The following is a 23,694-nucleotide window of genomic DNA, read 5'->3' as shown; positions in this document are numbered from 1 at the left end:
GGCCAGCAAAGCGGCTGGCCTATTGTATTGATAATGCGCTGGAGTTAACCCATCAAGACATCTGTGATATGCAGGCCATAGATGATTGTGAGACCGATAATGCCGCTCATCACCAGGTAGTAGAGCGTAGGGATAATGGTTTTGCGCAACGTGGCGCCTTCGCGGCCAAGCAGGCCGACCGTGGCAGAGGCGGCAACGACGTTATGGATGGCAATCATGTTACCGGCCGCTGCGCCTACCGCTTGCAAGGCAACAATCGCGGCACTGGATACGGTCAGCGTCTGGGCGACTTCAAACTGGAACTGGCTGAACATCATGTTGGACACCGTATTCGAGCCGGCGATGAACGCCCCCAAGGCACCGATGGTTGCACTCAATGCCGGGAAGAAATCCCCCACCAATCCGGAGACAAAGTTAGCCGTCGTGACCGGCATACTGGCCAAGTCAGCAGTGTTGACGCCTGAGTTGATAAAGATACGTACCATAGGAATAGTGAAGACCAATACGAAACCCGCACCAATAAGGGTCTTGCTTGATTCCTTGAAGGCCTCGGTCAAAGGGCTAAGCTTACGTGATTGAAGTAGTACAGCCACAATTGCGACAAATACTAGGATCCCGCCCGGCAGGTATAGCGGCTGGATAGAGGCGCTGATCCCCGCTTCACCTAGGATGTTCGAAAATGAAAGACTGACACTGACCAGCAGCGCCTTGAAGTCGGCACTGACACGGCTGGCGACCAATACCACGGCAAGTAGCACATAGGGTGCCCATGCCAGCGCCAGGTTCATTGGCTTGTCAGCCGCTTTGAGGTCGATTTTCAGTGACCCCAACCACTCTGAAGGCCATTTGTCTTCGCTTTCAAAATCCCATTGTTTTTGAGGCACAAGGAAGCCTTTCTTGGCTGCGGAAACCACGATGGCTAGACCCAATAAGCCACCAATCAAGGATGGGAACTCAGGACCAAGCAGCATACCTGTCAAAGCATATGGCACCGTGAAGGCGACGCCGGCGAAAAGGGCAAACGGCAAGATATCCAGGCCCTCGGTCCAGCTTTTGTTCTTGCCGAAAAAGCGGGTCAGCATCATCGCCATCAGAACCGGCATCAAGGTGCCGATCGTAGCGTGGATCAACGCGACATTGGTGGTGATCTGCTGTAGGTAGATATCCCAGCTCGAACCTTGGCTGAGCAGTGTTTCACCAATGTTGTGGGTATCCAGTCCTTTGTTGACACCGACAATAATCGGGGTACCGACCGCACCGAAAGAAACCGGCGTGGATTGGATCATCATGCCCATCAAAACGGCAGCAAGTGCAGGGAAACCGATAGCAACCAAAAGAGGGGCTGCGATTGCTGCTGGGGTACCAAAGCCGGAAGCGCCTTCGATAAAGGAGCCAAAACACCAGGCGATGATGATGGCCTGTATCCGGCGGTCACCGGAGATATCTGTAAAGCCGTTTCGTATGGTGGTGATGGCTCCAGTATGTTTTAGGGTATTGAGCAGGAATATTGCTCCAAACACGATCCAGAGTACCGAAACAGTGATGGTTAGCCCCTGTAGCGAGGAGGCCAAGACGCGGGTTGCTGACATATCCCAGCAGAGCAGGGCGATGGCAACGGTCAGAAAGAAAGCCACCGGCATGGCTTTCTTTGCGGGCCAGTTCAGTCCGACCAGCAGAATAGCGGCAACCACTATCGGCGAGAAGGCAACGAGTGCAAGTAGGGTGTCGTTCATGATTATCAGTCCTTCGGAGTGCTGTTTTGTAATGCATAACCTATGCATCAATGAACATAAATGTTGTTTTTGTAGTTGGTTTTGTTAACTGGGTGTGACGATATCGCTTTATTTTTATTTGGTATAGGGAAATAATGAAAAATATTTCTTCCAAAAATGGACTAATAATGGCGAAGGCAGATGACTTGATCTTGTTTGCTCAGGTAGTGGAACATGGCTCATTTAGCAAGGTGGCAGAGTTGAATTCTCTTACTAACTCGGTAGTTAGCAAAAGAATTGCCCGCCTGGAGGATGATCTGGGGGTACAACTACTCTATCGTACTACCCGAAAACTCACGGTTAGTGAGGCGGGGAAGGTGTTATACCTGGGTTCTAAAAATGTGAAGCAGGCCGCGATGGAGGCGGTGGATGCCGTTAGTGGGTTTGGCGAGAAAGTCAGCGGCCACGTCAAGATGTCTGTACCCACGATATCTGGCGACTTGCTGCTGGCGGATGCAGTGGCGGAGTTTTGTGCCGAGCATCCCGGCTTTACGGTCGATATGTCACTGGATAATCGTTTTGTTGACCTGATTGAAGATGGTTACGATTTGGTGATCCGAACGGGCTATCTGGAAGACTCGAGTCTTATCGCTAGGCATATTCTCGATTCACAATGGGTGATTTGTGCCGCACCTCGATACATTGCCCTAAATGGCAGGCCGGAAGTGCCTCAAGAGCTGGTCGATCATAACTGTCTGCAGTATGCCTACCAGACCACAGGGGCGTCAGACTGGCAATTCATTGGCGAGCAGGGTAACTATATCCTGCGGGTGAGCGGGAACTTCTCGACCGATAATGCGGCGGCACTGAGAAAGGCGGCATTGGGCGGTTATGGAATTGCCTACATGCCGCGCTGTCTGGTTTACCACGATATTATGGAAGGGAAACTGGTCGATCTCTTTCCTGACCAAGTGGGCAAGAGGCTGGGTATTTACGCGGTCTATCCCTATACTCGCCAACCATCGCAGAAAATCAGGTTGCTGATTGAGCACATTCGGTCGCGGTATTTGGCTATCAAGCATTACTTTTAACCTCGGGGCAATCAGCATACCGGTTGAGTCTAATCAAATAAGATGCTGGTGTAGTCTGTCATCTGTTGTTCGGAGAATCGGTCAACAAAACAGGCTTTTTGTTCTGAATCGCAATAGACCTTATTGCTGAATGAATAGCGGGTGGTGTCGAAGTTTTCACTGCCAACTCGGTTGATCAGTTCCAGCATTTTGTCCTCGGCCTCTTGGCCCAGGAACTCTTTGGTGAATGCCATCGAAATGCCATAGCTGTCGACGCAAAAACCGGCTTGCCGGTCGCAGATCACACCGTTGTCGGGAGAGAACAGTGGTTCATGGATCGTATGGCTTTCACTGAAGGATGCAGGGCTGAAGAGGAACAAGCCGAGGGAAAGCAATAGCGGTTTCATGGCGGGTACCTTGCGGTAATGGGTTTCCACTAGTATTGATCAAAAATGAATTTAATACGAAGTGATACAAGATCTTTGTTTGGGTTGGCAGAAAATTACTTTTTAACACAATAATATATAGTTAGGTCTTTTATTTATTCTGATTCAATTAGGTCTGTTATGAACTGGTATCTTCATGTATTGAAAAACTACGCGGTCTTCAAAGGGAGGGCGCGGCGGCAAGAGTATTGGTATTTCTTCTTGTTCAACATCATTATCAGTATCGCGCTGTCGATGCTTGACTCGGCGCTGGGTAATCCGGGAGCGGGTGAAGGAGCGGGGATTATCGGAACTATTTACTCACTCGCCGTGCTTGTTCCTAGCATCGCTGTTGGCGTGCGCCGCTTGCATGATATCGGTCGAACAGGTTGGTGGATGCTGATTGGCTTGATCCCGTTAATTGGCCTGCTGGTCTTGCTGTATTTCTTCGTGCAGGACAGCCAGCAGGCGGCTAACGAATACGGTCCGAACCCAAAGGATCCGACATCGATTAACCTTACCATGTAACTTGGGTATAAGCGTGGCAGCCTGTCGGGAGACTTGGCTTCCACTGCGTTCGTCCCTGTATTATTTTTAAGAATTGATACAGTTTTCTACTATCCCAAATACCTCTCATTTTTGCTTAACTCTCTTATTATTAAGGAAGATATAGCAATTCATCTGTTATGCATCCTCCCAATCCACCCTGTTGCATCATCTACAATTAAAGCCACTATCCAGTGATTTAGTCTGTGGTGCCCTCTTTTTTTGGACATTCGTGGCGAATAGGGATAGTTCGGTTGGCAAACTGATTAACTAGTACGACAGCATACGTGGAGTAGCATGATGAAAATGAACAAGATCGCGCTCTCGATTTTGGCGGTTTGTGTTGGGTATTCTGTGGGGAGCTTGGCCTCAGGAAAGTATGACGACTATGACGATGATGATAAGTATTCATCGTCCTATGAGAGTGAAGGCAATTCATCTTCAGGTAGTTATAGTCACTCTGATTATTCTAACGATGGGGGAAGTTATTCGGGGGGCGGTGGCTATTCCGATGATGACAGTTCAGATGGCTACGGCGACGATGATGGTACTAAACAGCGCCTGGCTCTCAATCTTGTGGGCACCGGCGAGATGTACCCGATGACTGTCCCACCGTTAGAAAAATATGGCCCTCCGTTGGATGCGATTTGCTTCGATGTCGAATTGAAAAACATCCATGACAATCAACTCATAGGTTGGGCGACAGACTGTTTGTCTGAGATACAAGGGGCACCAGAAACAGGCATTCAACTTATCGGAACCACCTTTTTTTATTTGCCAGATGGTCTGTTGATAACCCGGGGGAATACGACGGTTCAACCGGTGCTACAACCTACAACCACCCCAGGCGGCCAGTATATTTCTCATATTACCGGCGCATCGAGTGATGAAAATGCCGTCGTTAAAGGCTACGGTGAATATCGCTGGCACAAAGGAACCGTTCGTCTTTCTGGCATGGTCGATCTAACCAACTTTGATGGCACAGAAGGTTCACCAATGTTCTTTGATTGCTTGTTCATCATTGAACTAGAAGAATACCAACCGGAGTTCAAGTCATGGTATGACTGGTATCGCTACCGGTACTACCAAGAGAGCTTCTACGAGGAGTACCATTCAGACATGTATTACGGTGAAGACGATGATAGTCATTATGGCTCGGGTGGCGAACGCTATAAAGGCTATAAAAACAAGGGATACAATCGCGATAAGAGCTATAACCAAGGTCAAGATTACAGCCATAAAGGCAGTGGCTATTAATTGGCTGTCATACAGCTTAACGCCTGAATAAAAATTGAAGCCTGAAGTGATTCAGGCTTTATCATTAGTGTGGTTATGTGACTGGTAACTACTTGCGAGCAAAGGTGTATGTTCGGTAGCCACCAATCAGGTTACGGGCTTTGAAACCGTTATTGACCAACTGGCGGTAGGCGACGTTTCCGCGTAACCCGACTTGGCAGTAAATCACAATTTCTTTGTCTTTTGGCAGCTCGCCCATGCGCTGGCGGAGCTGGTCGACAGGAATGTTGATTGCGCCTTCCAGGTAGCCCACATTTTTCAGCTCGCCGGGATTACGCACATCAAGCAGCAACTGGTCATCTGTTAGGTTATCAATCTTATCGAAGTGGATTGGCTTCGCATCACCTTTGATAATGTTGCTTGCCACAAACGCCGCTTGGTTGATCACATCCTTGGCACTGCCGTAAGGTGGGGCATAGGTCAGCTCGAGGTGCTGCAGCTGTTCAACCGTCAAGCCTGCTCGCTGGGCGACCGCCATGACGTCGATACGCTTATCAACCCCATCTTTGCCAACGGCCTGTGCACCAAGGATTTTGCCTGACTGTGGTTCGAACAGCATTTTGAACGACACGATTTCAGCACCAGGGTAGTAGCTGGCATGGCTTGCGGTATGGACATAGACTTTTTCGTAGTCGATACCCTCGCGTATTAGCTGCTTCTCGTTTTTGCCGGTTGAGGCGACGGCAAGATCGAAGACTTTGCAAATTGCTGTGCCTTGTGTGCCTTGGTAGGACTCGTCGCGGCCAAGCATGTTGTCGGCGGCCATACGGCCCTGGCGGTTGGCCGGTCCTGCAAGCGGCACCAGTGTTTGGTGGCCGGTGACGAAGTCGGCTTCCTCGACAGCATCGCCCACAGCGTAAATAGCCGGATCACTGGTCTGCATCTTATCGTTGGTGTAGATGCCGCCAAGCTCACCAATTTTCAAGCCGGCTTGAGTAGCGAGTGCCGTTTCCGGACGTACACCGATTGCCATAATGAGGATATCGGTATTGAAGGTGTCGCCGTTGTTAAGATGAAGGCTCAGCGCTCCGCATAGGTGCTGGTGCTCGGCACTCTCTCCCGCATCTTCGTTGACGACAGAGTCATTCGGGTGGTATTTGACAGATTCCAGCGCCACACCGAGGCGTAGATCAACGCCCTTGTCCCGGATCTCTTGGTGGACAAAGCCGGCCATTTCGCGATCAACCGGCGTCATGACCTGATCTGCCATCTCTACCAGGGTGGTTTTGATGCCAAGCTGGTGGAAGGCTTCCATCATTTCCAGGCCAATAAAACCACCGCCGACGACTGTGGCATGTTCTGGCTGGTTCATTTCGATCGTTTTGAGGATCTTATCCATATCAGGAATATTACGCAGCGAGTGCGTCAGCGGATTATCAATACCAGAGATAGGCGGAACAATTGGCGCAGCCCCTGGGCTCAGCAGCAGGTAATCGTAGGACTCTTGGTACACGCTGCCGTCGAGCATATTCTTGACGGTCACGCTTTTCTCCTCGCGATCAATAGCGATGACTTCATTCATGACTCTGACATCGACATTGAAACGGGCCAGGAAGCTTTCAGGAGTCTGTAGCAGCAATTTGCTGCGCTCGGTGATGTCGCCTCCGATATGGTAGGGAAGGCCGCAGTTGGCAAACGAGACAAATTCACCGCGCTCGAACATGATGATTTCAGCATCTTCGCTCAAGCGGCGGGCACGTGCGGCAGCGGAGGCTCCGCCTGCCACACCGCCGACAATCAAAATCTTGGTCATTGATATCTCCACAAAATGTTTTTCAAGCTAGAAAGAGTATTAATTAACGAGCTTTTGAGATTATTGCCAGTGACGAATCACTTGAATCCGAACTTTCCAAGTATGTTGGCGGCTGGACAAAAGCCGGTAAACGCACTTTGGATCAGGTTGGCGCCAATAAATAGCGTGAACCAGTAAAAGCTGGGGTGAACCCAGATAGTCAGTGCGACAGAGACGAAAATCATGATGCCGGCAAATACGCGTACTGCATTTTCTAATGTCATAACTTTTCTCCCGGGCTGGTTTTATCAACCTCATTAACTTACTCAAACTATAAATATATATTTTAGTATTGTCTAATGTATTTTTTGCTAAATTAGTATTGACTTAATTCTTTTGTTTAGTAATCTCTAATATAGAGCCGGGGCAGTAAAGCATAGGAGGGGTGATGATTGATGTTCAAAAAATGCATTGTCAGGCCGATGAGGTTGCGAATTGGTTGAAGATGCTGGCACACCCTGAACGCTTAATGGTGCTTTGTCAGTTAACGCAAGGTGAGCTGCCGTTGAAGTTGCTACAGCAGAACTCCAGTCTGGGCCAGTCAGCCCTTTCGCAGCATCTTGCTATCCTGAAGGCCCACCAGCTCGTCAGTTTTCGCAAGCAGTCGCAACAAGTGTTTTATTCATTGGCTGATGAAAAAGTCCAACGGTTAATTGAGGCATTGCAGAATATTTGCTGTGCCGATGAGAAGAAAACGGAGATGAAAAAATAATGTTTGTAATTCCATGGGATGCTTTGCTTGGCGGTGTGTTGCTGGGGTTATCCGCTTCATTGCTACTGGCGGTTAACGGCCGAGTGGCCGGAATTAGCGGGGTACTGGCCGGGTTGCTCAAACCTATCAAGGGGGAGTTTACCTGGCGTCTCTTGTTTGTTGTCGGCATGGTGGCCGCGAGCCTGGTAGCCCCTTGGCTGGGTTTTGAACTGCCTCAAACGCTACCGGTAAATGGAGCGGTGTGGTTGAGCTTGGCAGGGTTGCTGGTCGGGATTGGCACCAAGTTGGCTAACGGGTGCACCAGTGGCCACGGCATTTGCGGAATGGGGCGTTTGTCCAAGCGCTCGATTGTTGCAACCTGCATTTTTATGGCCTCTGCCATTATTACTGTCTTTATCCGTCTTCATGTTTAAGAGGCAAAAATGATAACTCGTGTTGTAGCTTTAATTTCTGGATTGTTGTTTGGTCTTGGCATGATGGTGTCCGGGATGGTAGATCCTGTCAGGGTGATAGGCTTTCTTGATTTTGCCGGCCAATGGGATCCAAGCCTTGCCTTTGTGATGGGCGGAGCCATCGCGGTGTTTATGCCGGTGTATTTGTTGGTGGTACGCAAGATGGAAAAGCCGGTTTGTGAGACGGATTTTCGCTTGAGCCAGAAGAAATCGATCGATGCGCCTTTAGTTGGCGGTTCGATTTTGTTTGGTATCGGCTGGGGGATGGCTGGGATCTGTCCGGGACCCGCTGTCACCTCGTTGTCTGGAGGCAACTTTGGCCTGCTGTTGTTTGTGGCTAGCATGCTGGCAGGAATTTGGCTTGGCTGCCAGCTCCAGAGCAAGCTAGAAAGTGATGACCAGCTCAAAGTTAGTCATGCGCAGATGAACTAATCTGGATAGCGAACCTCAGCACGGCGGCAGGTAAGAGCCTGCCGCCATTATCCAGCACCCTGAATAAACTTGCGCATATGTGATTCTGTTGCTTAACAACAGGAAAGGGGGGAGTGTTATGACAGCGAACGTCAGACAGGGCTTGGTAGCAAAATTCCTCAACAGTTTTTTCCCGCCAGTGCTTATCTTTTTGGCCTTGGCGGTTGGGATGTCTGCTCTGCTCCTGACCCCGAGGGAAGAAGATCCCCAAATCATCGTACCTATGGCTGATGTGCTGATTCAGGCTCCGGGTTTGTCACCCAGGCAAGTCGAAAATCAGGTTACCCAGCCGCTGGAAAAATTGCTGACCCAGATCGATGGCGTGGAAGATGTCTACTCGACGTCGATGAAAGGCGCGGCTCAGGTCATCGTACGTTTTTATGTCGGAGAGCAGCGTGAAGATGCCCTGATCAAACTGTACAACAAGATCTACTCGAACCTGGATCTGGTACCTGCCTCGGTGACGCAATGGGCTGTCAAGCCGGTTGAAATTGATGACGTGCCGATAGTGGTTGCCGCGCTCTACAGTACAGATCCTGAACTGACCGGTAATGCGCAGTTGCGGCGCATTGCCGAGCAGGCGGTGAACCAGCTACAGGCGCTGGATAATACCAACAAGGTAGCGGTTGTCGGGGGCAATCCCCGGTTGATCCAAATTTCCCTCGATACCGTGGCGATGGCAAGTCGCATGACCACGGTGGATGATATCCAACAGGCTTTCTCCCTGACTAACCAGCACCGCCAATTGGGCGATATTCACCAGCAAGGGCAGGTTTTCCAGCTGGAAAGCGGCCAGTTTTTCCGTAACGCCCAGGAAGTGGCACATACTGTGGTGAATGTGGTCAATGGCCAGCCTGTCTATTTGCAAGATATTGCCACGGTGACCGACGGCCCCGATGAAGCATCCGACCAGACATGGTTCCGTTGGGGGGCGGCAGCCGGTGCTGGCAACCAACAAGCCCGCGAACCCTATCCCGCGGTGTTTCTCTCGGTTGCAAAACAAAAAGGCAGCAATGCGGTTTGGGTTGCCAATGATGCTATTGCGTTGCTGGACGAGATGGTACAGAACCAGTTTCCGCCGCATGTCAAAATGACAGTGATCCGTAACTATGGCGAAACCGCCAACGAGAAAGTGGGCAATCTGGTTTCCAGCCTCGGTCTGTCGATCCTGACGGTGGTGGTTTTTGTCGGGGTCTTTCTAAACTGGCGTGCGGCGCTGGTGGTTGGGATCGCTATTCCAATCAGCTACGGTGCGGCGTTGGGGATGGACTTCGCCTTTGGCTATACGATTAACAGGGTAACACTGTTTGCCTTGATCTTGGCGCTGGGCCTGATCGTCGATGATCCCATCGCCAGTATCGATAACATAGAGCGCTTTCTAAAGCGCAAGGGCATGTCCACTTCGACGGCTATCGTCATGGCAATGGCAGAAATCCGCAGCGCGCTGCTGATGTCGACCGTAGCGATTGTGATTGTCTTTACGCCGATGTTTTTCATCACCGGGATGATGGGACCCTATATGGCACCGTTGGCATTTAACGTGCCGGTCAGTGTGGTATTCAGTACGGTTGTGGCTTTCCTCATTACTCCCTGGCTTGCCAAGAAAATCCTTAAGCGGGCTGATGGCTCCGGGCATTACCGGGTCGAGCAGTCACTGCTGTATAAAATCTACAATAAAATGCTGACGCCGCTGCTGGCACGCAAGCGCAATAGTGTGATTTTTCTGTCAGTAGTCGCACTGGCTTTTGTTGCCGCGGCAATGCTGCCAGCCTTGCGGATTGTACCGCTGAAACTGCTGCCTTATGACAACAAAAATGAGTTCCAGCTGGTGCTGAACATGCCTGAGACCAGTAGTGTCGAGCAGACGTCAAATGCGTTGAGTAGCTTTGCCGATTACCTGCAGCGTGTGCCCGAGGTGGTCTCGGTTTCCGGCTTTGCCGGCATTGCTTCGCCCATGGATTTCAACGGGATGGTCAGGCATTACTTTATGCGCTCGATGCCGTATCAGGGAGAGCTTCGGGTCGTTCTGGCGCAAAAGGATCAACGTCAGCAACAGTCACACGAGATGGTTACTCGGCTTCGGGCTGATCTCACTCGCATAGCGGAAGGGGTGGGCGCAGATATTCAGCTGGTGGAAACGCCGCCGGGGCCACCTGTTATTGCCACTATAGTGGCCGAAGTCTACGGCCAGCCGCAGACCCCTTACCACCAGTTACAACAGGCGGCCGATAAGGTGGCGCAACGTTTGCGACGGGAGCCCTTCGTGGCGGAAACCGATACCTCCCAAGAGGGGGGACGGCACAGCTGGCGGTTTGTGGTGGACAGTGAAAAAGCGGCGTTGTCAGGGATATCGGTTCAGGATATTAACCACACCCTGGCGGCAGCAAACCAAGGTCTGGTCGTTAGCTACTTATACGATGAGCATGAACTTAATCCTTTGCCAATAACCATTCGTTTGCCAAGTCAGCAGCGAGATGATCTGGCGGCGCTGGAGAATTTGTATGTCCGCGGCATGCCAGGGATCGCTAAGCGGGTTGAGCAAGGGCGGGTTGTTGATGCCGGCCAGCCGTTGGTGCCGTTGTCTGAGCTGGGACGCTTTGAACTAATCGATGCGCCGCAACCGATCATGCGCAAGAACTTGCGCCAAGTGGTGTACGTCTTTGCCGAGGCGACGGGGCGCGTTCCTGCTGAGGTGATTGCCGATGTCGCTGCTGATCTACAGGCCAGCCAGTGGGATGGTGCGAGGCAAACTGGTCAGGTCAGGCCGCTAAGTGGGCGTACTTACCTCAACAACGGCGGAGGGGATCCCTGGCATCTGCCGCCGGGCATCAATGTTGTCTGGAGCGGTGAAGGAGAGTGGAAGATCACCCTGGATGTATTTCGCGATCTCGGGATTGCTTACGGTGCAGCCTTGCTCGGGGTGTTTGTGGTGATGATACTGCAAACCGGCTTGCCTGCGGTCTCCGGTATCATTATGTTGGCGATCCCGCTGACGGTGATTGGGATCATGCCCGGCTTCTGGCTACTTAATGTGGTTGGAACAACAGAAATCAACGGGATACCCAATCCGTCGCTGTTCACCGCCACGGCCATGATCGGCATGATTGCCCTGGCCGGGATTGTGGTACGCAATTCATTGGTGCTGATCCAGTTTATACATCAGTCGCTGCGTGACGGCGAGTCGCTGAAACCCGCGTTGGTCAAAGCGGGCGCTGTGAGAATGCGGCCTATCTTGCTTACGGCCGGTACCACGTTGCTGGGTAACGTGGTGATCACCCTAGATCCCATCTTCAATGGCCTTGCCTGGGCTATTATATTCGGCATCACGGCTTCGACACTCTTTACGCTGCTGGTGATCCCGGTGGTTTACCATCTGGCTTATGCCAACAAACCCGGATATGGCCTGCCTGCTGAGCCAGGCAGTATGCCCTCAGACACATCCTCGGAGCCGTCGACTGGTTGTCCGTCCCAGTCATCAGCCGCTTCAGTCAACCACAGGAAGTCGCAGTCATGAGTATGAAAAGAATAGCCGTAACAATTGCCGCGTTTGCAGGCCTTGGTATCCTCTTCTTTACCATTTCTGGCGGATTTGTCGCGAAGCTGGATACCGAAAATCTGGCGCCACCCGGCGAGGCGCTGGCCGGGCAGGCTGTTGTCCGGGTGCAAGCCGAAACCTTGCCGGTTTGGCAACAGTATACCGGCAGTATTGTGGCTGATCAGCAGGCGACGTTGTCTGCCCGCTTGACGGCACAGGTTGCCGATGTACTGGTGGATGTCGGCGACAACGTCAGGGCCGGGGATATTTTGATCCGCCTTGATAACCTCGACTTGGATGCCAGAGTACGGCAATCGGAACAGGCGCTGGCAAGTGCCCAAGCGCAACTGAATATTGCCCGCAAGGACTATGAGCGAACCCTGTCGCTGTTCAAGCGTAAACTGGTCGCACAGTCCCAGCTGGACGAAGCCCTGAGTAACCGGCAGACAGCCGAAGCTAGATTTAAGCAGTCCCAAGCCTCGGTAGAAGAAGCGCAAACGACCTATGGCTATAGCATTATTGCCGCTCCTTTTGATGGGGTGATCACTCAGAAGCTGGTGCATAGGGGGGATATAGCATCCCCCGGGATCCCTATGCTCAGTCTGTACAACCCGGCGACACTGATGATGGAAAGTTATATTGCGGCTAGCCAGCGTTATTTGTTGGAGCTGGGCCAGCGCTGGCCGGTGATTCTGCCTGAGCAAGGATGGGAGCTGGAAGGGACAATCAAAGAAATCACCCCTGCTTCAGATGCCGGTTCGCGCAGTGTGGTTGTTAAGCTGGCTTTTGCACCTGAGCCACTGGCTCAATCCGGTTCCAAACCGCTGTATCCAGGCATGTTTGCCCGGGTCGGTATTGTGACTGGCGAGGAGCAGGTACTGATGGTGCCATCGACGAGCACGTACCGTATCGGCCAGCTGGAATATATAAAAATCGTTGATGGCGACCGGGTAGTGCCGCGCTTGATCCAAACCCGCCCCTATCTCGATGACAAGCTCATTATCAGGAAAGGGGTTACTGAGATGACGGATATTGTCGCGCAGCCGGATCCTGCGCACAATGGCGGATAGGCCTAACACAGAGGCAGGCACTACCCCTGTTCAAACCATTGTAATTTTTCATTCAGCGAGGTGACACTGCCAATGACAATCAATGCCGGGCTTTTAGCACCGCTGGCCAGTGCTGGCAATTGTGCCAGCGTCCCTGTCAGTACCCGTTGATCATACCGGGTGCCGTTTTCGATAATGGCGCAAGGCGTCGAAGCGGCAAGGCCATGGGTGATGAGTTTGTCGCAAATATGGCCACTTTGTTTGAGGCCCATATAGAAGACCAGGGTATTGTTAGAGTGGGCGAGGGATTGCCACTCGATTTCACGGCCGTCTTTTTGCACATGGCCCGTGATGAACTGGACACTTTGGGCATGGTCACGGTGGGTGAGGGGGATTCCCGCATAGGCCGTTGCGCCAGCCGCCGCAGTAATGCCCGGCACCACTTCGTACTTAATGCCGAACTTGGCCAGCTCCTCGAGCTCTTCACCGCCACGGCCGAAGATGAATGAATCACCGCCTTTCAAGCGGACAACCCGCTTACCTTCCTGTGCCTTTTGTACCAGTATCTGGTTGATTTGCTCTTGCGGAACACAGTGGAAGTCGAGCTTCTTGCCAACGTAAATCATCTCGGCTGAACGATCCGCCAGTGCCAAGATATCGTTTGAAACCAAACGGTCGTACACCACAACGTCTGCCGCCTGGATAACTTTGAGGCCTTTGACGGTCAGTAAGTCCGGATCCCCCGGGCCTGCACCGACTAGGGATACAAAGCCGCTGTTTGATAGTGTGTTACTGGTGGTCATGGCGATTCCCTTCAAGAAACTTGGATATAAAAAGTAACACTCGTTGCGGTGATTCTTATCCTAAGGAGTTATTACTTTTTATAGCCAAAACAATACAATAGCCTTATTGGTAAGTGTTGGCCCCGAGTCTTTACCCGGGACCAAAGAGTAATGATTATTTAGTAGCGAATGCAGGTGCTGCATCTATAACTGAATCATTCTCTACATTGTGTGCAGGAGCTGTTTTAGCGTGAGTCAGGTATAGCGGCACACAGGTAAACAGCAAACCACCCACTAGGTTACCAAGAATGGTTGGTACTAGGTTGAAACTCAGCCAGGTCGAGATGCCAAAATCTGCCCCCAGCATCATGCCCAACGGGAACAGGAACATATTCACGACCGCGTGTTCGAATACAAGCGCAAAAAAGATAAAGATTGGCAGCCACATCGCCGCGATTTTACCGGCAACGCTACGTGCGGTCATGTTGCCGATCACGCCGAGGCAAACCATCAGGTTGCACAGGATACCGCGGACAAAACAGGTGATCCAACCATTGGCACCGAGTTCTTCGAAGCCAACAGTACGTGCTGTGGCTGCTTTGATAAAGGTTTGACCGACAGCGCCCGGCTCAACACTGAAGTTCATGGTGAAGGAGAGGGCGATCAGGAAAGCAACGATCAGCGAGCCGATCAGGTTGCCCAGGCCCACCAGACCCCAGCAGCGTAAAACACTGCCCCAGGTAATCCCCGGACGGTTTTCAAATTTTGCCAGTGGTGCAAGGCCAAATACGCCGGTTACCAAATCATACCCCATCAGGCTCAAGATACAGAAACCGACAGGGAAGACGAGGGCCCCAACAATGCCAATACCTGTCTGTGTAATGGTGGTGATCGCCACAACGACTGCCAGCGAGAGAATAATCCCGGCCATCGTGCCACGCAAAAACAGATCACGTGTCGATGTGCGGATTTTTGCCTCGCCCGTATCAATCATTGTCTGAACGAATTCCATCGGTTTTGAATAGGACATCATGTCACTCCAAAAAGTTAAAATAAAAATTGAATAGTCAAAGGCTCTTACTTTCAAAGTGGGCGAAGAGCCTTTTCGCTATTAAATCTTTGGCGTTTAATCGGTTAGGCTTAAGCCGCGATTTCGACTTTGCCGTTGGTCACTCGGGCAGTGAAGGCTTTGATGCTAAAGCGCTCATCTTCCATGCATGCTCCAGTCGACAAGTTGAAGCGTTGTTTTTTCAGTGGGCTCGCCACCCAAAGTTCGTCCAGGTGTTGGCAAATCAAGCCGCGTGATAGCACATTGGAGCGGGCAAATGGATCCATGTTGCTGATAGCGAAGATCTCTTCAGCCTCGCCTGGACGAAAGATGGCAACTTGCTGGCCGTTGAACAACGCACAGACGCCAGTACCTGGGGTGATATCTTGGATATCGCAAATTTGTTCAAAAGCCATTATGAGTTCTCCAATTCAACGTGCAGGATATCGCCAACCGCACCAGGGTGTTTTTCGATGAATGTTGCCGGACGGTGCTGATCACGTTCAGTAACGAAGACCACGTTGTCATCACGCAAGTCCGAGTTGATGAAGTGGGCAAAGCGCGTCAGCTGCGACTCGTCGTTGAGGGTCGCGGCCCATTCACACTCGTACTCATTGACCAACTTGGCCACGTCAGCTTCTAGTTGCGTGTTGATACCGAGTTTGTCTTCGACAATCACTTGGCGTAAGTAGTCCACACCACCTTCCATGTTTTCCATCCATACCGAGGTACGTTGCAGCGGCGCTGCGGTACGGATATAGAACATCATGAAGCGGTCGATGTACTTGATCAGGGTTTCCTGATCCAGGTCGCTGGCCAGCAGGTCGGCGTGACGAGGCTTCATACCACCGTTACCACAGACATACATGTTCCAGCCGGCATCGATGGCGATAATACCAAGGTCTTTGCCTTGTGCTTCGGCGCACTCACGGGTACAGCCGGACACACCGAACTTCATCTTGTGCGGGGTACGGATCCCCTTGTAGCGGTTCTCGATAAATGAACCCAGGCCGACAGAGTCTTGGACACCGTAGCGGCACCAGGTCGAACCCACACAAGTTTTTGCCATACGCAGTGCTTTGGCATAGGCCTGTCCGGTCTCGAAGCCAGCACTGATCAGCTTGCGCCAGATCTGCGGCAGGTCGTCTTTCTGGGCGCCGAACAGGCCGATACGCTGCGCACCGGTTACCTTGGTATACAACTTGTATTCTTCAGCCACGGCGGCCAGCGCGGCCAGCGCTTGAGGCGTTACCTCACCACCGGCCATACGCGGGATCACCGAGTAAGTCCCGTCTTTTTGGATGTTGCCCAGAAAGTTATCGTTGGTGTCGTGCAGCTTGACCAGCTGCGGTTTGAGGATGTGCTCGCCCCAGCAAGAGGCCAGGATCGAGCCTACCAGCGGTTTACACACTTCACAGCCGTAGCCTTTGCCGTATTTATCCAACAGCTCATCGAAGGTTTTGATTTCTTCGATGCGGATCAGGTGGAACAGTTCCTGGCGTGAGTAAGCGAAGTGTTCACAGACATCGTTCTTCACTTCGATGCCGGACTTCGCCAGTTCGGCGTTAAGCACCGAGGTGACCAGCGGGATACAGCCACCACAGCCAGTCCCCGCGCCGGTTACGGCTTTGATGTCAGCCAAAGTATGGTTGCCATCCGAAACCGCCTGGGCGATTTTTGCTTTGGTTACGTCGAAGCATGAACAGATCACTGCACTATCTGGCAGGGCATCCGCGCCCAGGGATGGTTTTTCTGCACCAGCATGGGCCGGTAGGATCAAGGTGTCAGGGTGCTCCGGCAGCTCCATTTCATTGAGCATCAGCTGCAGCAGATCACCGTAGTCGGTGGTGTCGCCAACCAGCACGGCGCCCAGTAGCTTCTTGTTGTCTTCAGAAACGATAATACGCTTGTAGACTTCCTGCTCCTCGTTTTGGTAGATGAAGCTCTTGCAACCCGGGGTACGGCCATTGGCATCGCCGATTGAGCCGACTTTTACACCCAGCAATTTCAGCTTGGCGCTCATATCGGCTCCTTCGAACTGATTGGCCTCGCCAATGAGGTGAGAAACGGCAACCTGTGCCATCTTGTAGCCTGGGGCAACCAAGCCGTAGAACATGTCATTCCAGGAGGCACATTCACCAATGGCGTAGATATTGGCATCTGATGTTTGGCAGTGATTGTTGATTGCCACCCCGCCACGTTGTGCCAGATCGAGATCCATTTGGCGTGCCAGGTTGTCCTGTGGACGGATACCGGCAGAGAAAACAATAAAGTCCGTCTCTAGCTCGGTGCCGTCGGCGAAGCGCATGACATTGCGGGAATCTGTACCTTCTGGGGCAATTTCCAGCGTATTTTTACTGGTGTGGACATTGACACCCATACGCTCGATTTTCTGGCGCAGCTGGTTACCGCCAGCCATATCCAACTGCTCGGCCATCAGCTTCGGAGCAAATTCGACAACATGAGTTTCAACGCCGAGCGCTTTCAGGGCACCAGCGGCTTCAAGGCCAAGCAGGCCGCCACCGATCACAACGCCGACTTTGCTTTTCTTGGCACATGCTTCGATAGCCTTTAGATCTTCGATTGTTCGGTAGACAAAGCAATCTTTGCTTTCGTTACCCTTGATAGGTGGTACAAACGGGAAAGAGCCAGTAGCGAGGATCAGTTTGTCGTATTGAATTTCACGCCCAGTGCTGGAGTAGATGATACGGTTTTCGCGATTGACGTTAATGGCACGTTCGCCGAGGAGGAGATTGATGGCGTGTTTTTGGTAGAAGCCTTCTTTGACGAGCGAAAGTTCTTCGGCGGTATGGTGGGAGAAGTATGACGATAGGTGAACCCTATCATAGGCGACCCGAGGTTCTTCACAGAAGACGGTTACCTCGTAATTGTCCATATTGGCTTTATCGACCAACTCCTCGATAAAGCGATGGCCCACCATTCCGTTGCCGATGATGGCCAGTCTCACTTTGCTCATAAGATCCTCTACTACAAAGTCATAAATTCTGAACGGGATCTTAATGAGACAAGGTGTGAATAAATATGACGTAAGTCAATTACAGTTTTGAATAACCCTAAAGTGGTATATCTTATAAAATCAATAACTTATATTAAATGCTATTGTACGACAAGAATAAATATGAAGAATTAAAACAATAAATATGAATGGAGTGGCATTGGGTGTGATGCTTTCTTACTGATTGTGAAGCACAGAGCGGGAACATTTTGTCGATGAAGCTGCAACAACCCACTGTCAGTTTATGGATAGTCAGGGGACAGTGGTTGATTTTTATCCTGAGCACTATCGTCGCGGAATAACTGACATCAAACTGATTAATTTCTCGGCGTACACTGATATGTTGTGATGTTGGTACTTGAATCTCGGTTCGTATTTGGTAAAAACAAAGGATGAAGAGGTTCCGGAGACAGGGATGACAACAGATAAATCGGTGGCAGAGAAATTACTGAGCCAGGAAATCATGGATCAGGTAAGTAAGCAAGGCGCCATCAATGCCCTCGAAGCAGTCTACAGTAAGGCGCGTTATGCCCGTTTTACCCGAGTGAAGTGGAGTGGAGATTTTTACGACGGCTTATTGTTCGACGATGGCAGTACCATCAGTGTTTACCCGGCCTCGTTTAACAAGCTCACCCTCATTGCCGCGAAATCGGGTGAAGCCGTGTCGGCATAGCGATATTGTGTGGTTAACGCCCTTTGAACCTATGTTCAAAGGGCTTTTTTTGCTTGAAATTCATTGTGTCAATTTTGCAATATAAGATTTCACGTGCAAGTGTTGATGTGCTCTTAATGTCCATATAAGTTGCTAGCTGACCAAACAAAACAAGGGTAATCAGTGGAAGGTTACCTTACTTATAGGGATTTATCGTTGTTGGAGTACGATTAATGAACAATAAAACCATGGGGAAGATCCATCTATCCTCGGCCTCTTCTTTAGCGAACGCTTGCGCTTGCCATTCTCAATCTGCTAAACCTTCCGCAAACTTCCAGTTTTACGGCTATTTTGCCGCATTCCGATTTAGTCACTAATTCTCTATTGCTGCTGTTTTCAACTGCAGCACATTGATAAATAGATTATTTCCCCATTTTGTTTTCTGTCCTTTACGAGGCGGAGACACATTATTACGAGACAAAATTGTGAATCTAAAACTGCTTGGTAGTTCTCTTATTATTGCGGGTACGGCATTGGGTGCCGGTATGTTGGCTATCCCTATGGTATTGGCCCAGTTCGGGCTGGTGTGGGGGACGTTGTTAATGCTGGTGATCTGGCTGGGAACAACGTATGCGGCGCTTCTATTGCTCGAAGCCAGCATCAAAGCAGGGGGCGGCCTTGGTATGAATACCATAGCCCGCAAAACGCTAGGTAAAGGCGGCCAGTTGGTGACGAATAGCTTGCTGTATGCGCTGCTTGTTTGCTTGTTGATGGCGTACATCATTGGGGCTGGGGATTTGGTACAGAAGCTGCTGTCCAGTATTGGCCTTGATCTGAGCCTGATGCAAAGCCAGGTTGCTTTTACGATGATCGCCGGAGTGGTTGTGGCGGCAGGTACTGCAGTGATTGATAAGCTTAACCGTGCACTGTTTGCCGTGATGGTGATTATGTTGGTGCTAACGTTACTCTCCTTGGTACCGACCATTTCAATCGATAACCTTATGGTCGCAACCAGCGACAGTAAAATTGACCTTATCAAAACCAGCTCAGTACTGTTCACTAGTTTCGGCTTCATGGTGGTTATCCCATCTCTGGTGACGTACAACAAAGAAGCGAGCCACAAGCAGCTACGTAACATGGTAGTGATCGGCTCACTTGTGCCATTATTCAGCTACCTCCTATGGTTATATGCGGCAATGGGCAACTTAAGTGCTGAGCAAATGGTTAATTTTAAGAATGTTTCTGAGTTGATTGCAGCGCTGGGGTCGAGCCACAGCATGATTAACATGATTCTGTCAGTGTTCACAGGTCTTGCTCTGCTAACGTCTTTCCTCGGCGTTGCGATGGCTTTGTTTGACCAGAATGTGGATACATTCCGCCAAAATCGAGCTGTGACCTATGTACTGACTTTCATCCTACCGCTGGCCGGTGCGCTGTTTGCCGCGGATCAGTTCCTATCGGTATTAGGCTACGCCGGTATTATCTTGGTGTTCCTTGCGGTATTCATTCCAATGGCAATGACTATAAAGCTACGCAAAGAGGATGACAGTGCCTTCGAGGCCGATGCTTCGGGCGTGTTGTATCAGGCATCTGGTGGTCAGCTGGCGATGGGCTTGAGCTTCCTGTTTGGATTCTTCTTGCTGGCTGCGGAGTTGATTTGATAGCAATATAAAGCGGTTGTGAAAAACCAATAGGAATAAGGGCGTTTACTGGGTAAACGCCCTTTTTGTTTCTACCTGAATGATGAAAAAGGCAAACAGGCTGGATAGGTAGGATGCGACCAAACAAAACTACCTGTTGAAGTTTTAGCGACCAAACAAAAACTTCTAACTGCTCTATGGAGTACTATTTGGAATAGGATAAAGCAGTGTTTTCCAATGGCATTGATAATACAAACTTTCGTGGTTTGCAGCTATATCTCGCCTTCATCCTGTAAATGGCGAAAAAGACCATTATTGTAAACTATTGTGTACACTGAGCTAGGTGCCACCAAGGCAAGGGGTGGGGGAGAAGAAAGCTTTTTGAAACAAGCAATTTGATCTGACTTGGGTATACAATGATGAAAGAAAAGGATTGTGAGGAGGGGACATATGTCCGGTCAAGCTGAAACGCTCTGGGAAACGGCAAACCGAGTTTCTGAGCGTGCGTTGGCAGATGGTAGCCTGATGCCGATAGTTACTGATGCCCAAGTATTAGAGGAAGAGGGGATCGCCTATTTTGCCCATGTCGTCACAGCTAATGCGACCAAGAAGTTCCGAGCTACCTCATCGCAAGGTAATCCGTTCCTGCCTTATGAACCATCTCTGTATGTCGGTGAAGCTGGAAAAGAGCATGTCTGCTTATTGAATAAGTTTCCGGTTCTGTCTCCCCATTTACTTATCTGTTCGAAAACGTTTGTTCCGCAGCAAACCTGCCTCGGTTTGAGTGATTTTCAGGGCTGGTTGAGAGGATTTGATCATCCCGATGTGTTTGGTTTTTACAATAATGGCCCTGTAGCGGGGGCGAGCCAACCCCACCGTCATATGCAGCTAGTCCGTTCACCTATCCCGTTGGAGCAGGTGATTGCCGCTGGGGAGCTGCCTTTTGCGCACCAGTTGGCGCCATTGCAAGCTCTGGATGCTGAAGCTCTGTATGATAGCTACCTTTCAATGATGGCGAATTTGGGGTTATTGGCGGAAGCGGAGGGGGGGAACTGCTCTCCTTATAATCTGCTGCTGACAGAACGTTGGATGTTATTGTTTCCCCGCAGCAAAAATAATATCGAAGGCATTTTTGCCAACGGAATAAACTATTCAGGACGTTTCTTGGTGAAGCATGCAGTCCAACTGGAATGGTTAAAGCAATATGGCTTGATGAACTATCTTGCTGACTGTAGCCGATAGATAGAGTCGATAAAATTAATGGGGCCAGTTTTTGTGGCGCATCGCTTGCGCCGGCAGGCAGCGTGATTATCTGATCTAAAGCGATAGGGGCATAAAAAAACCCGATAGCCAAGCTATCGGGTTTTTATCAGCTATTAAGCTTACTTAGATAAGAATTACTTCTTAGCTTCGCGCTCTTTAACTTCTGCGATTACCTGCTCAGCAACGTTTGCTGGACATGGTGCGTAGTGTGCGAACTCCATAGAGAACTGACCACGGCCAGAAGTCATAGTACGTAGGTGACCGATGTAGCCGAACATTTCTGATAGAGGAACGTCTGCTTTAATACGAACACCAGTAGTACCAGCTTGCTGATCTTTGATCATGCCGCGACGACGGTTAAGGTCACCGATTACGTCACCAACGTGGTCTTCTGGAGTGAACACGTCAACGTGCATGATTGGCTCAAGAAGCTGAGCACCAGCTTTAGGCATAGACTGACGGAATGCACCTTTCGCTGCGATTTCGAATGCTACTGCTGATGAGTCAACTGCGTGGAAGCCACCGTCGAATAGCTCAACTTCAACGTCAAGAACTGGGAAGCCAGCTAGGACACCGTTGTCCATCATGCCTTCGAAGCCTTTCTCAACTGCAGGCCAGAATTCCTTAGGAACGTTACCGCCAACAACAGTTGAAGTGAACTTGAAGCCAGAACCAACTTCACCTGGCTTGATACGGTAGTCAATCTTACCGAACTGACCAGAACCACCAGACTGCTTCTTGTGCGTGTAGCTATCTTCAATTGCTTGAGTGATAGTTTCACGGTAAGCAACCTGTGGCTGACCAACGATTAGGTCTACGCCGTAAGTACGCTTAAGAATGTCAACCTTGATGTCTAGGTGAAGTTCACCCATACCTTTAAGGATGGTTTCGCCAGTTTCTTCGTCAGTCTCAACCTGGAATGATGGATCTTCTGCAACCATCTTACCGATAGCGATACCCATCTTCTCAGAACCGCCTTTGTCTTTAGGCGTTACTGCGATAGAGATTACTGGAGTTGGGAAGATCATTGGCTCAAGAGTACACTCGTGCTTAACATCACATAGAGTGTGACCAGTTTGAACGTTCTTCATACCAACAACAGCGATGATGTCACCAGCTTGTGCTTCAGTAAGCTCGTTACGCTCATCTGCCTGCATCTCAACCATACGGCCGATACGCTCAGTTTTACCTGTTGCAGAGTTAAGGATTGTGTCACCTTTCTTCATCTTACCAGAGTAGATACGGATGAAGGTTAGGGCACCGAAACGGTCGTCCATGATCTTGAACGCAAGAGCACGTAGAGGTTCGTTTTCATCAACAGTTGCAACTTCGCCAGTAGGCTCACCAGTTTCTGGATCTGTTAGCGGCTGAGGATCTACTTCTGTTGGAGCAGGTAGGTAGTCAACAACTGCGTCTAGTACTAGCTGCATACCTTTGTTCTTGAACGCAGAACCACAGAAAGTAGGGAAGAACGCGATGTCACGAGTACCTTTACGGATACAACGCTTGATGTCTTCGATAGAAGGCTCTTCACCTTCCATGTAAGCTTCCATTAGGTCATCGTCCTGCTCAACAGCAGTTTCGATTAGCTCTTCACGGTAAGCTTCAACGTCGTCTACCATGTCAGCAGGAACGTCTTGGATTTCGTAGTTTTCTGGAAGGCCAGTTTCGTCCCAAACGTAAGCTTTACGGCTTAGTAGGTCAACAACACCAACGAAGTCGTCTTCACGACCGATAGGAAGAACCATTACTAGCGGAGTAGCGCCAAGTACGTTCTTAACCTGATCAACAACGTTGAAGAAGTCAGCACCCATACGGTCTAGTTTGTTTACGAAGATCAGACGAGATACTTCTGATTCGTTCGCGTAACGCCAGTTAGTTTCTGACTGAGGCTCAACACCACCAGAACCACAGAATACACCGATACCACCGTCAAGAACTTTAAGAGAACGGTATACTTCAACTGTGAAGTCAACGTGTCCAGGAGTATCGATAACGTTTAGGCGGTGGTCGTTCCAGAAACAGCTAACTGCTGCAGACTGGATTGTAATACCACGCTCAGCTTCCTGCTCCATGAAGTCAGTAGTTGATTCGCCGTCGTGTACTTCACCAGTTTTGTGGATCTGGCCAGTAAGCTTAAGGATACGCTCAGTAGTAGTGGTTTTACCCGCATCAACGTGCGCGAAAATACCAATGTTTCTGTATTTAGATAAATCTGCCATTGTTTTTCTCT

Annotated in this window: 20 protein-coding genes; 11 read left to right on the top strand and 9 right to left on the bottom strand. The window is 50.3% G+C overall.

All coding sequences use genetic code 11. The features are described 5' to 3' along the window. Window positions 1-44: 44 nt before the first annotated feature. The gene (locus tag C9J03_RS12940) at window positions 45-1,733 is read right to left on the bottom strand and encodes an L-lactate permease (RefSeq protein WP_044623067.1); all 1,689 of its coding nucleotides are present in this window, start codon (window positions 1,731-1,733) and stop codon (window positions 45-47) included. 167 nt (window positions 1,734-1,900) lie between these two features. Between C9J03_RS12940 and C9J03_RS12935 the strand changes: the two genes are divergently transcribed. Continuing rightward, a complete protein-coding gene (locus C9J03_RS12935; RefSeq protein WP_044623068.1) occupies window positions 1,901-2,803 on the top strand; it encodes a LysR family transcriptional regulator in 903 nt (300 codons plus the stop codon). Window positions 2,804-2,832: 29 nt separating this feature from the next. On the opposite strand, the gene C9J03_RS12930 is transcribed toward C9J03_RS12935, so the two are convergent. Continuing rightward, window positions 2,833-3,189 carry a YcgJ family protein gene (locus tag C9J03_RS12930; protein WP_082060591.1) on the bottom strand — a complete coding sequence of 119 codons (357 nt, stop codon included), beginning with the start codon at window positions 3,187-3,189 and terminating at the stop codon, window positions 2,833-2,835. A 159-nt stretch (window positions 3,190-3,348) separates the two neighbouring features. On the opposite strand from C9J03_RS12930, the gene C9J03_RS12925 reads away from it, so the two are divergent. Then, on the top strand, window positions 3,349-3,735 hold the full coding sequence (locus C9J03_RS12925) for a DUF805 domain-containing protein (protein WP_044623069.1): 387 nt from the start codon (window positions 3,349-3,351) through the stop codon (window positions 3,733-3,735). A 315-nt stretch (window positions 3,736-4,050) separates the two neighbouring features. Next, the gene (locus C9J03_RS26895) at window positions 4,051-5,010 is read left to right on the top strand and encodes a hypothetical protein (protein ID WP_197078621.1); all 960 of its coding nucleotides are present in this window, start codon (window positions 4,051-4,053) and stop codon (window positions 5,008-5,010) included. Window positions 5,011-5,098: 88 nt separating this feature from the next. Here C9J03_RS26895 and C9J03_RS12915 read toward each other — a convergent pair whose 3' ends face one another. Next, a complete protein-coding gene (locus C9J03_RS12915) occupies window positions 5,099-6,802 on the bottom strand; it encodes an FAD-dependent oxidoreductase (RefSeq protein ID WP_044623070.1) in 1,704 nt (567 codons plus the stop codon). A 77-nt stretch (window positions 6,803-6,879) separates the two neighbouring features. Further along, window positions 6,880-7,065: a YgaP family membrane protein gene (locus C9J03_RS12910; protein WP_044623071.1), complete on the bottom strand. Its 186-nt coding sequence runs from the start codon at window positions 7,063-7,065 to the stop codon at window positions 6,880-6,882. 164 nt (window positions 7,066-7,229) lie between these two features. Here C9J03_RS12910 and C9J03_RS12905 point away from each other — a divergent pair, with 164 nt between their 5' ends. The 5 genes from C9J03_RS12905 (at window position 7,230) to C9J03_RS12885 (ending at window position 13,081) form a co-directional block, all read left to right on the top strand. Next, window positions 7,230-7,553, top strand: coding sequence for an ArsR/SmtB family transcription factor (locus C9J03_RS12905; protein ID WP_044623072.1), 324 nt, complete (start codon window positions 7,230-7,232; stop codon window positions 7,551-7,553). Next, complete coding sequence (locus C9J03_RS12900; protein WP_044623073.1) at window positions 7,550-7,966, top strand: YeeE/YedE family protein; 417 nt, start codon at window positions 7,550-7,552, stop codon at window positions 7,964-7,966. The genes C9J03_RS12905 and C9J03_RS12900 overlap by 4 nt, the downstream gene beginning before the upstream one ends. Before the next feature lie 9 nt (window positions 7,967-7,975). After that, complete coding sequence (locus tag C9J03_RS12895) at window positions 7,976-8,437, top strand: YeeE/YedE family protein (protein ID WP_044623074.1); 462 nt, start codon at window positions 7,976-7,978, stop codon at window positions 8,435-8,437. 118 nt (window positions 8,438-8,555) lie between these two features. Next, on the top strand, window positions 8,556-11,990 hold the full coding sequence (locus C9J03_RS12890; protein WP_044623075.1) for an efflux RND transporter permease subunit: 3,435 nt from the start codon (window positions 8,556-8,558) through the stop codon (window positions 11,988-11,990). Then, window positions 11,987-13,081 carry an efflux RND transporter periplasmic adaptor subunit gene (locus C9J03_RS12885; protein ID WP_044623076.1) on the top strand — a complete coding sequence of 365 codons (1,095 nt, stop codon included), beginning with the start codon at window positions 11,987-11,989 and terminating at the stop codon, window positions 13,079-13,081. The genes C9J03_RS12890 and C9J03_RS12885 overlap by 4 nt, the downstream gene beginning before the upstream one ends. Window positions 13,082-13,101: 20 nt before the next feature. On the opposite strand, the gene cobA is transcribed toward C9J03_RS12885, so the two are convergent. The 4 genes from cobA to nirB all read right to left on the bottom strand — a co-directional run bounded on the left by cobA (window position 13,102) and on the right by nirB (window position 17,867). After that, entirely contained in the window at window positions 13,102-13,863 is a 762-nt protein-coding gene (gene cobA / locus C9J03_RS12880; RefSeq protein WP_044623077.1) for a uroporphyrinogen-III C-methyltransferase, read from the bottom strand. A 154-nt stretch (window positions 13,864-14,017) separates the two neighbouring features. Continuing rightward, complete coding sequence (locus C9J03_RS12875) at window positions 14,018-14,872, bottom strand: formate/nitrite transporter family protein (RefSeq protein WP_044623078.1); 855 nt, start codon at window positions 14,870-14,872, stop codon at window positions 14,018-14,020. Window positions 14,873-14,982: 110 nt separating this feature from the next. Beyond that, entirely contained in the window at window positions 14,983-15,306 is a 324-nt protein-coding gene (gene nirD, locus C9J03_RS12870; protein ID WP_044623079.1) for a nitrite reductase small subunit NirD, read from the bottom strand. Then, window positions 15,306-17,867 (bottom strand): nitrite reductase large subunit NirB, encoded by a 2,562-nt coding sequence (gene nirB / locus C9J03_RS12865; protein WP_044623080.1) that lies wholly within the window; start codon window positions 17,865-17,867, stop codon window positions 15,306-15,308. Before nirB ends, nirD begins: the two co-directional genes overlap by 1 nt. A 454-nt stretch (window positions 17,868-18,321) precedes the next feature. On the opposite strand from nirB, the gene C9J03_RS12860 reads away from it, so the two are divergent. The 3 genes from C9J03_RS12860 (at window position 18,322) to C9J03_RS12850 (ending at window position 21,440) form a co-directional block, all read left to right on the top strand. Next, window positions 18,322-18,579 (top strand): hypothetical protein, encoded by a 258-nt coding sequence (locus C9J03_RS12860; RefSeq protein WP_039462484.1) that lies wholly within the window; start codon window positions 18,322-18,324, stop codon window positions 18,577-18,579. Window positions 18,580-19,043: 464 nt separating this feature from the next. After that, on the top strand, window positions 19,044-20,219 hold the full coding sequence (locus C9J03_RS12855) for an amino acid permease (protein ID WP_044623081.1): 1,176 nt from the start codon (window positions 19,044-19,046) through the stop codon (window positions 20,217-20,219). Window positions 20,220-20,648: 429 nt separating this feature from the next. Continuing rightward, window positions 20,649-21,440: a DUF4922 domain-containing protein gene (locus C9J03_RS12850; RefSeq protein ID WP_044623082.1), complete on the top strand. Its 792-nt coding sequence runs from the start codon at window positions 20,649-20,651 to the stop codon at window positions 21,438-21,440. A gap of 155 nt (window positions 21,441-21,595) precedes the next feature. Here the strand turns inward: C9J03_RS12850 and fusA are convergent, their stop codons facing one another. Next, the gene (gene fusA / locus C9J03_RS12845; RefSeq protein ID WP_044623083.1) at window positions 21,596-23,683 is read right to left on the bottom strand and encodes an elongation factor G; all 2,088 of its coding nucleotides are present in this window, start codon (window positions 23,681-23,683) and stop codon (window positions 21,596-21,598) included. Window positions 23,684-23,694 lie beyond the last annotated feature (11 nt).

The sequence above is a fragment of the Photobacterium gaetbulicola genome (assembly GCF_003025515.1).
Classification (GTDB): Bacteria; Pseudomonadota; Gammaproteobacteria; order Enterobacterales; family Vibrionaceae; genus Photobacterium; species Photobacterium gaetbulicola.
Note: the sequence above shows the minus strand (reverse complement) of the source record. Positions and strands in the feature narration are given on the sequence as shown.

Excerpts from the sequence above, each read along its gene's own strand:
- C9J03_RS12940 (WP_044623067.1), bottom strand. The coding sequence starts at position 1,733 with ATGAACGACACCCTACTTGCACTCGTTGCCTTCTCGCCGATAGTGGTT.
- C9J03_RS12935 (WP_044623068.1), top strand. The coding sequence starts at position 1,901 with ATGGCGAAGGCAGATGACTTGATCTTGTTTGCTCAGGTAGTGGAACAT.
- C9J03_RS12930 (WP_082060591.1), bottom strand. The coding sequence starts at position 3,189 with ATGAAACCGCTATTGCTTTCCCTCGGCTTGTTCCTCTTCAGCCCTGCA.
- C9J03_RS12925 (WP_044623069.1), top strand. The coding sequence starts at position 3,349 with ATGAACTGGTATCTTCATGTATTGAAAAACTACGCGGTCTTCAAAGGG.
- C9J03_RS26895 (WP_197078621.1), top strand. The coding sequence starts at position 4,051 with ATGATGAAAATGAACAAGATCGCGCTCTCGATTTTGGCGGTTTGTGTT.
- C9J03_RS12915 (WP_044623070.1), bottom strand. The coding sequence starts at position 6,802 with ATGACCAAGATTTTGATTGTCGGCGGTGTGGCAGGCGGAGCCTCCGCT.
- C9J03_RS12910 (WP_044623071.1), bottom strand. The coding sequence starts at position 7,065 with ATGACATTAGAAAATGCAGTACGCGTATTTGCCGGCATCATGATTTTC.
- C9J03_RS12905 (WP_044623072.1), top strand. The coding sequence starts at position 7,230 with ATGATTGATGTTCAAAAAATGCATTGTCAGGCCGATGAGGTTGCGAAT.
- C9J03_RS12895 (WP_044623074.1), top strand. The coding sequence starts at position 7,976 with ATGATAACTCGTGTTGTAGCTTTAATTTCTGGATTGTTGTTTGGTCTT.
- C9J03_RS12890 (WP_044623075.1), top strand. The coding sequence starts at position 8,556 with ATGACAGCGAACGTCAGACAGGGCTTGGTAGCAAAATTCCTCAACAGT.
- C9J03_RS12885 (WP_044623076.1), top strand. The coding sequence starts at position 11,987 with ATGAGTATGAAAAGAATAGCCGTAACAATTGCCGCGTTTGCAGGCCTT.
- cobA (WP_044623077.1), bottom strand. The coding sequence starts at position 13,863 with ATGACCACCAGTAACACACTATCAAACAGCGGCTTTGTATCCCTAGTC.
- C9J03_RS12875 (WP_044623078.1), bottom strand. The coding sequence starts at position 14,872 with ATGTCCTATTCAAAACCGATGGAATTCGTTCAGACAATGATTGATACG.
- nirD (WP_044623079.1), bottom strand. The coding sequence starts at position 15,306 with ATGGCTTTTGAACAAATTTGCGATATCCAAGATATCACCCCAGGTACT.
- nirB (WP_044623080.1), bottom strand. The coding sequence starts at position 17,867 with ATGAGCAAAGTGAGACTGGCCATCATCGGCAACGGAATGGTGGGCCAT.
- C9J03_RS12860 (WP_039462484.1), top strand. The coding sequence starts at position 18,322 with ATGACAACAGATAAATCGGTGGCAGAGAAATTACTGAGCCAGGAAATC.
- C9J03_RS12850 (WP_044623082.1), top strand. The coding sequence starts at position 20,649 with ATGTCCGGTCAAGCTGAAACGCTCTGGGAAACGGCAAACCGAGTTTCT.
- fusA (WP_044623083.1), bottom strand. The coding sequence starts at position 23,683 with ATGGCAGATTTATCTAAATACAGAAACATTGGTATTTTCGCGCACGTT.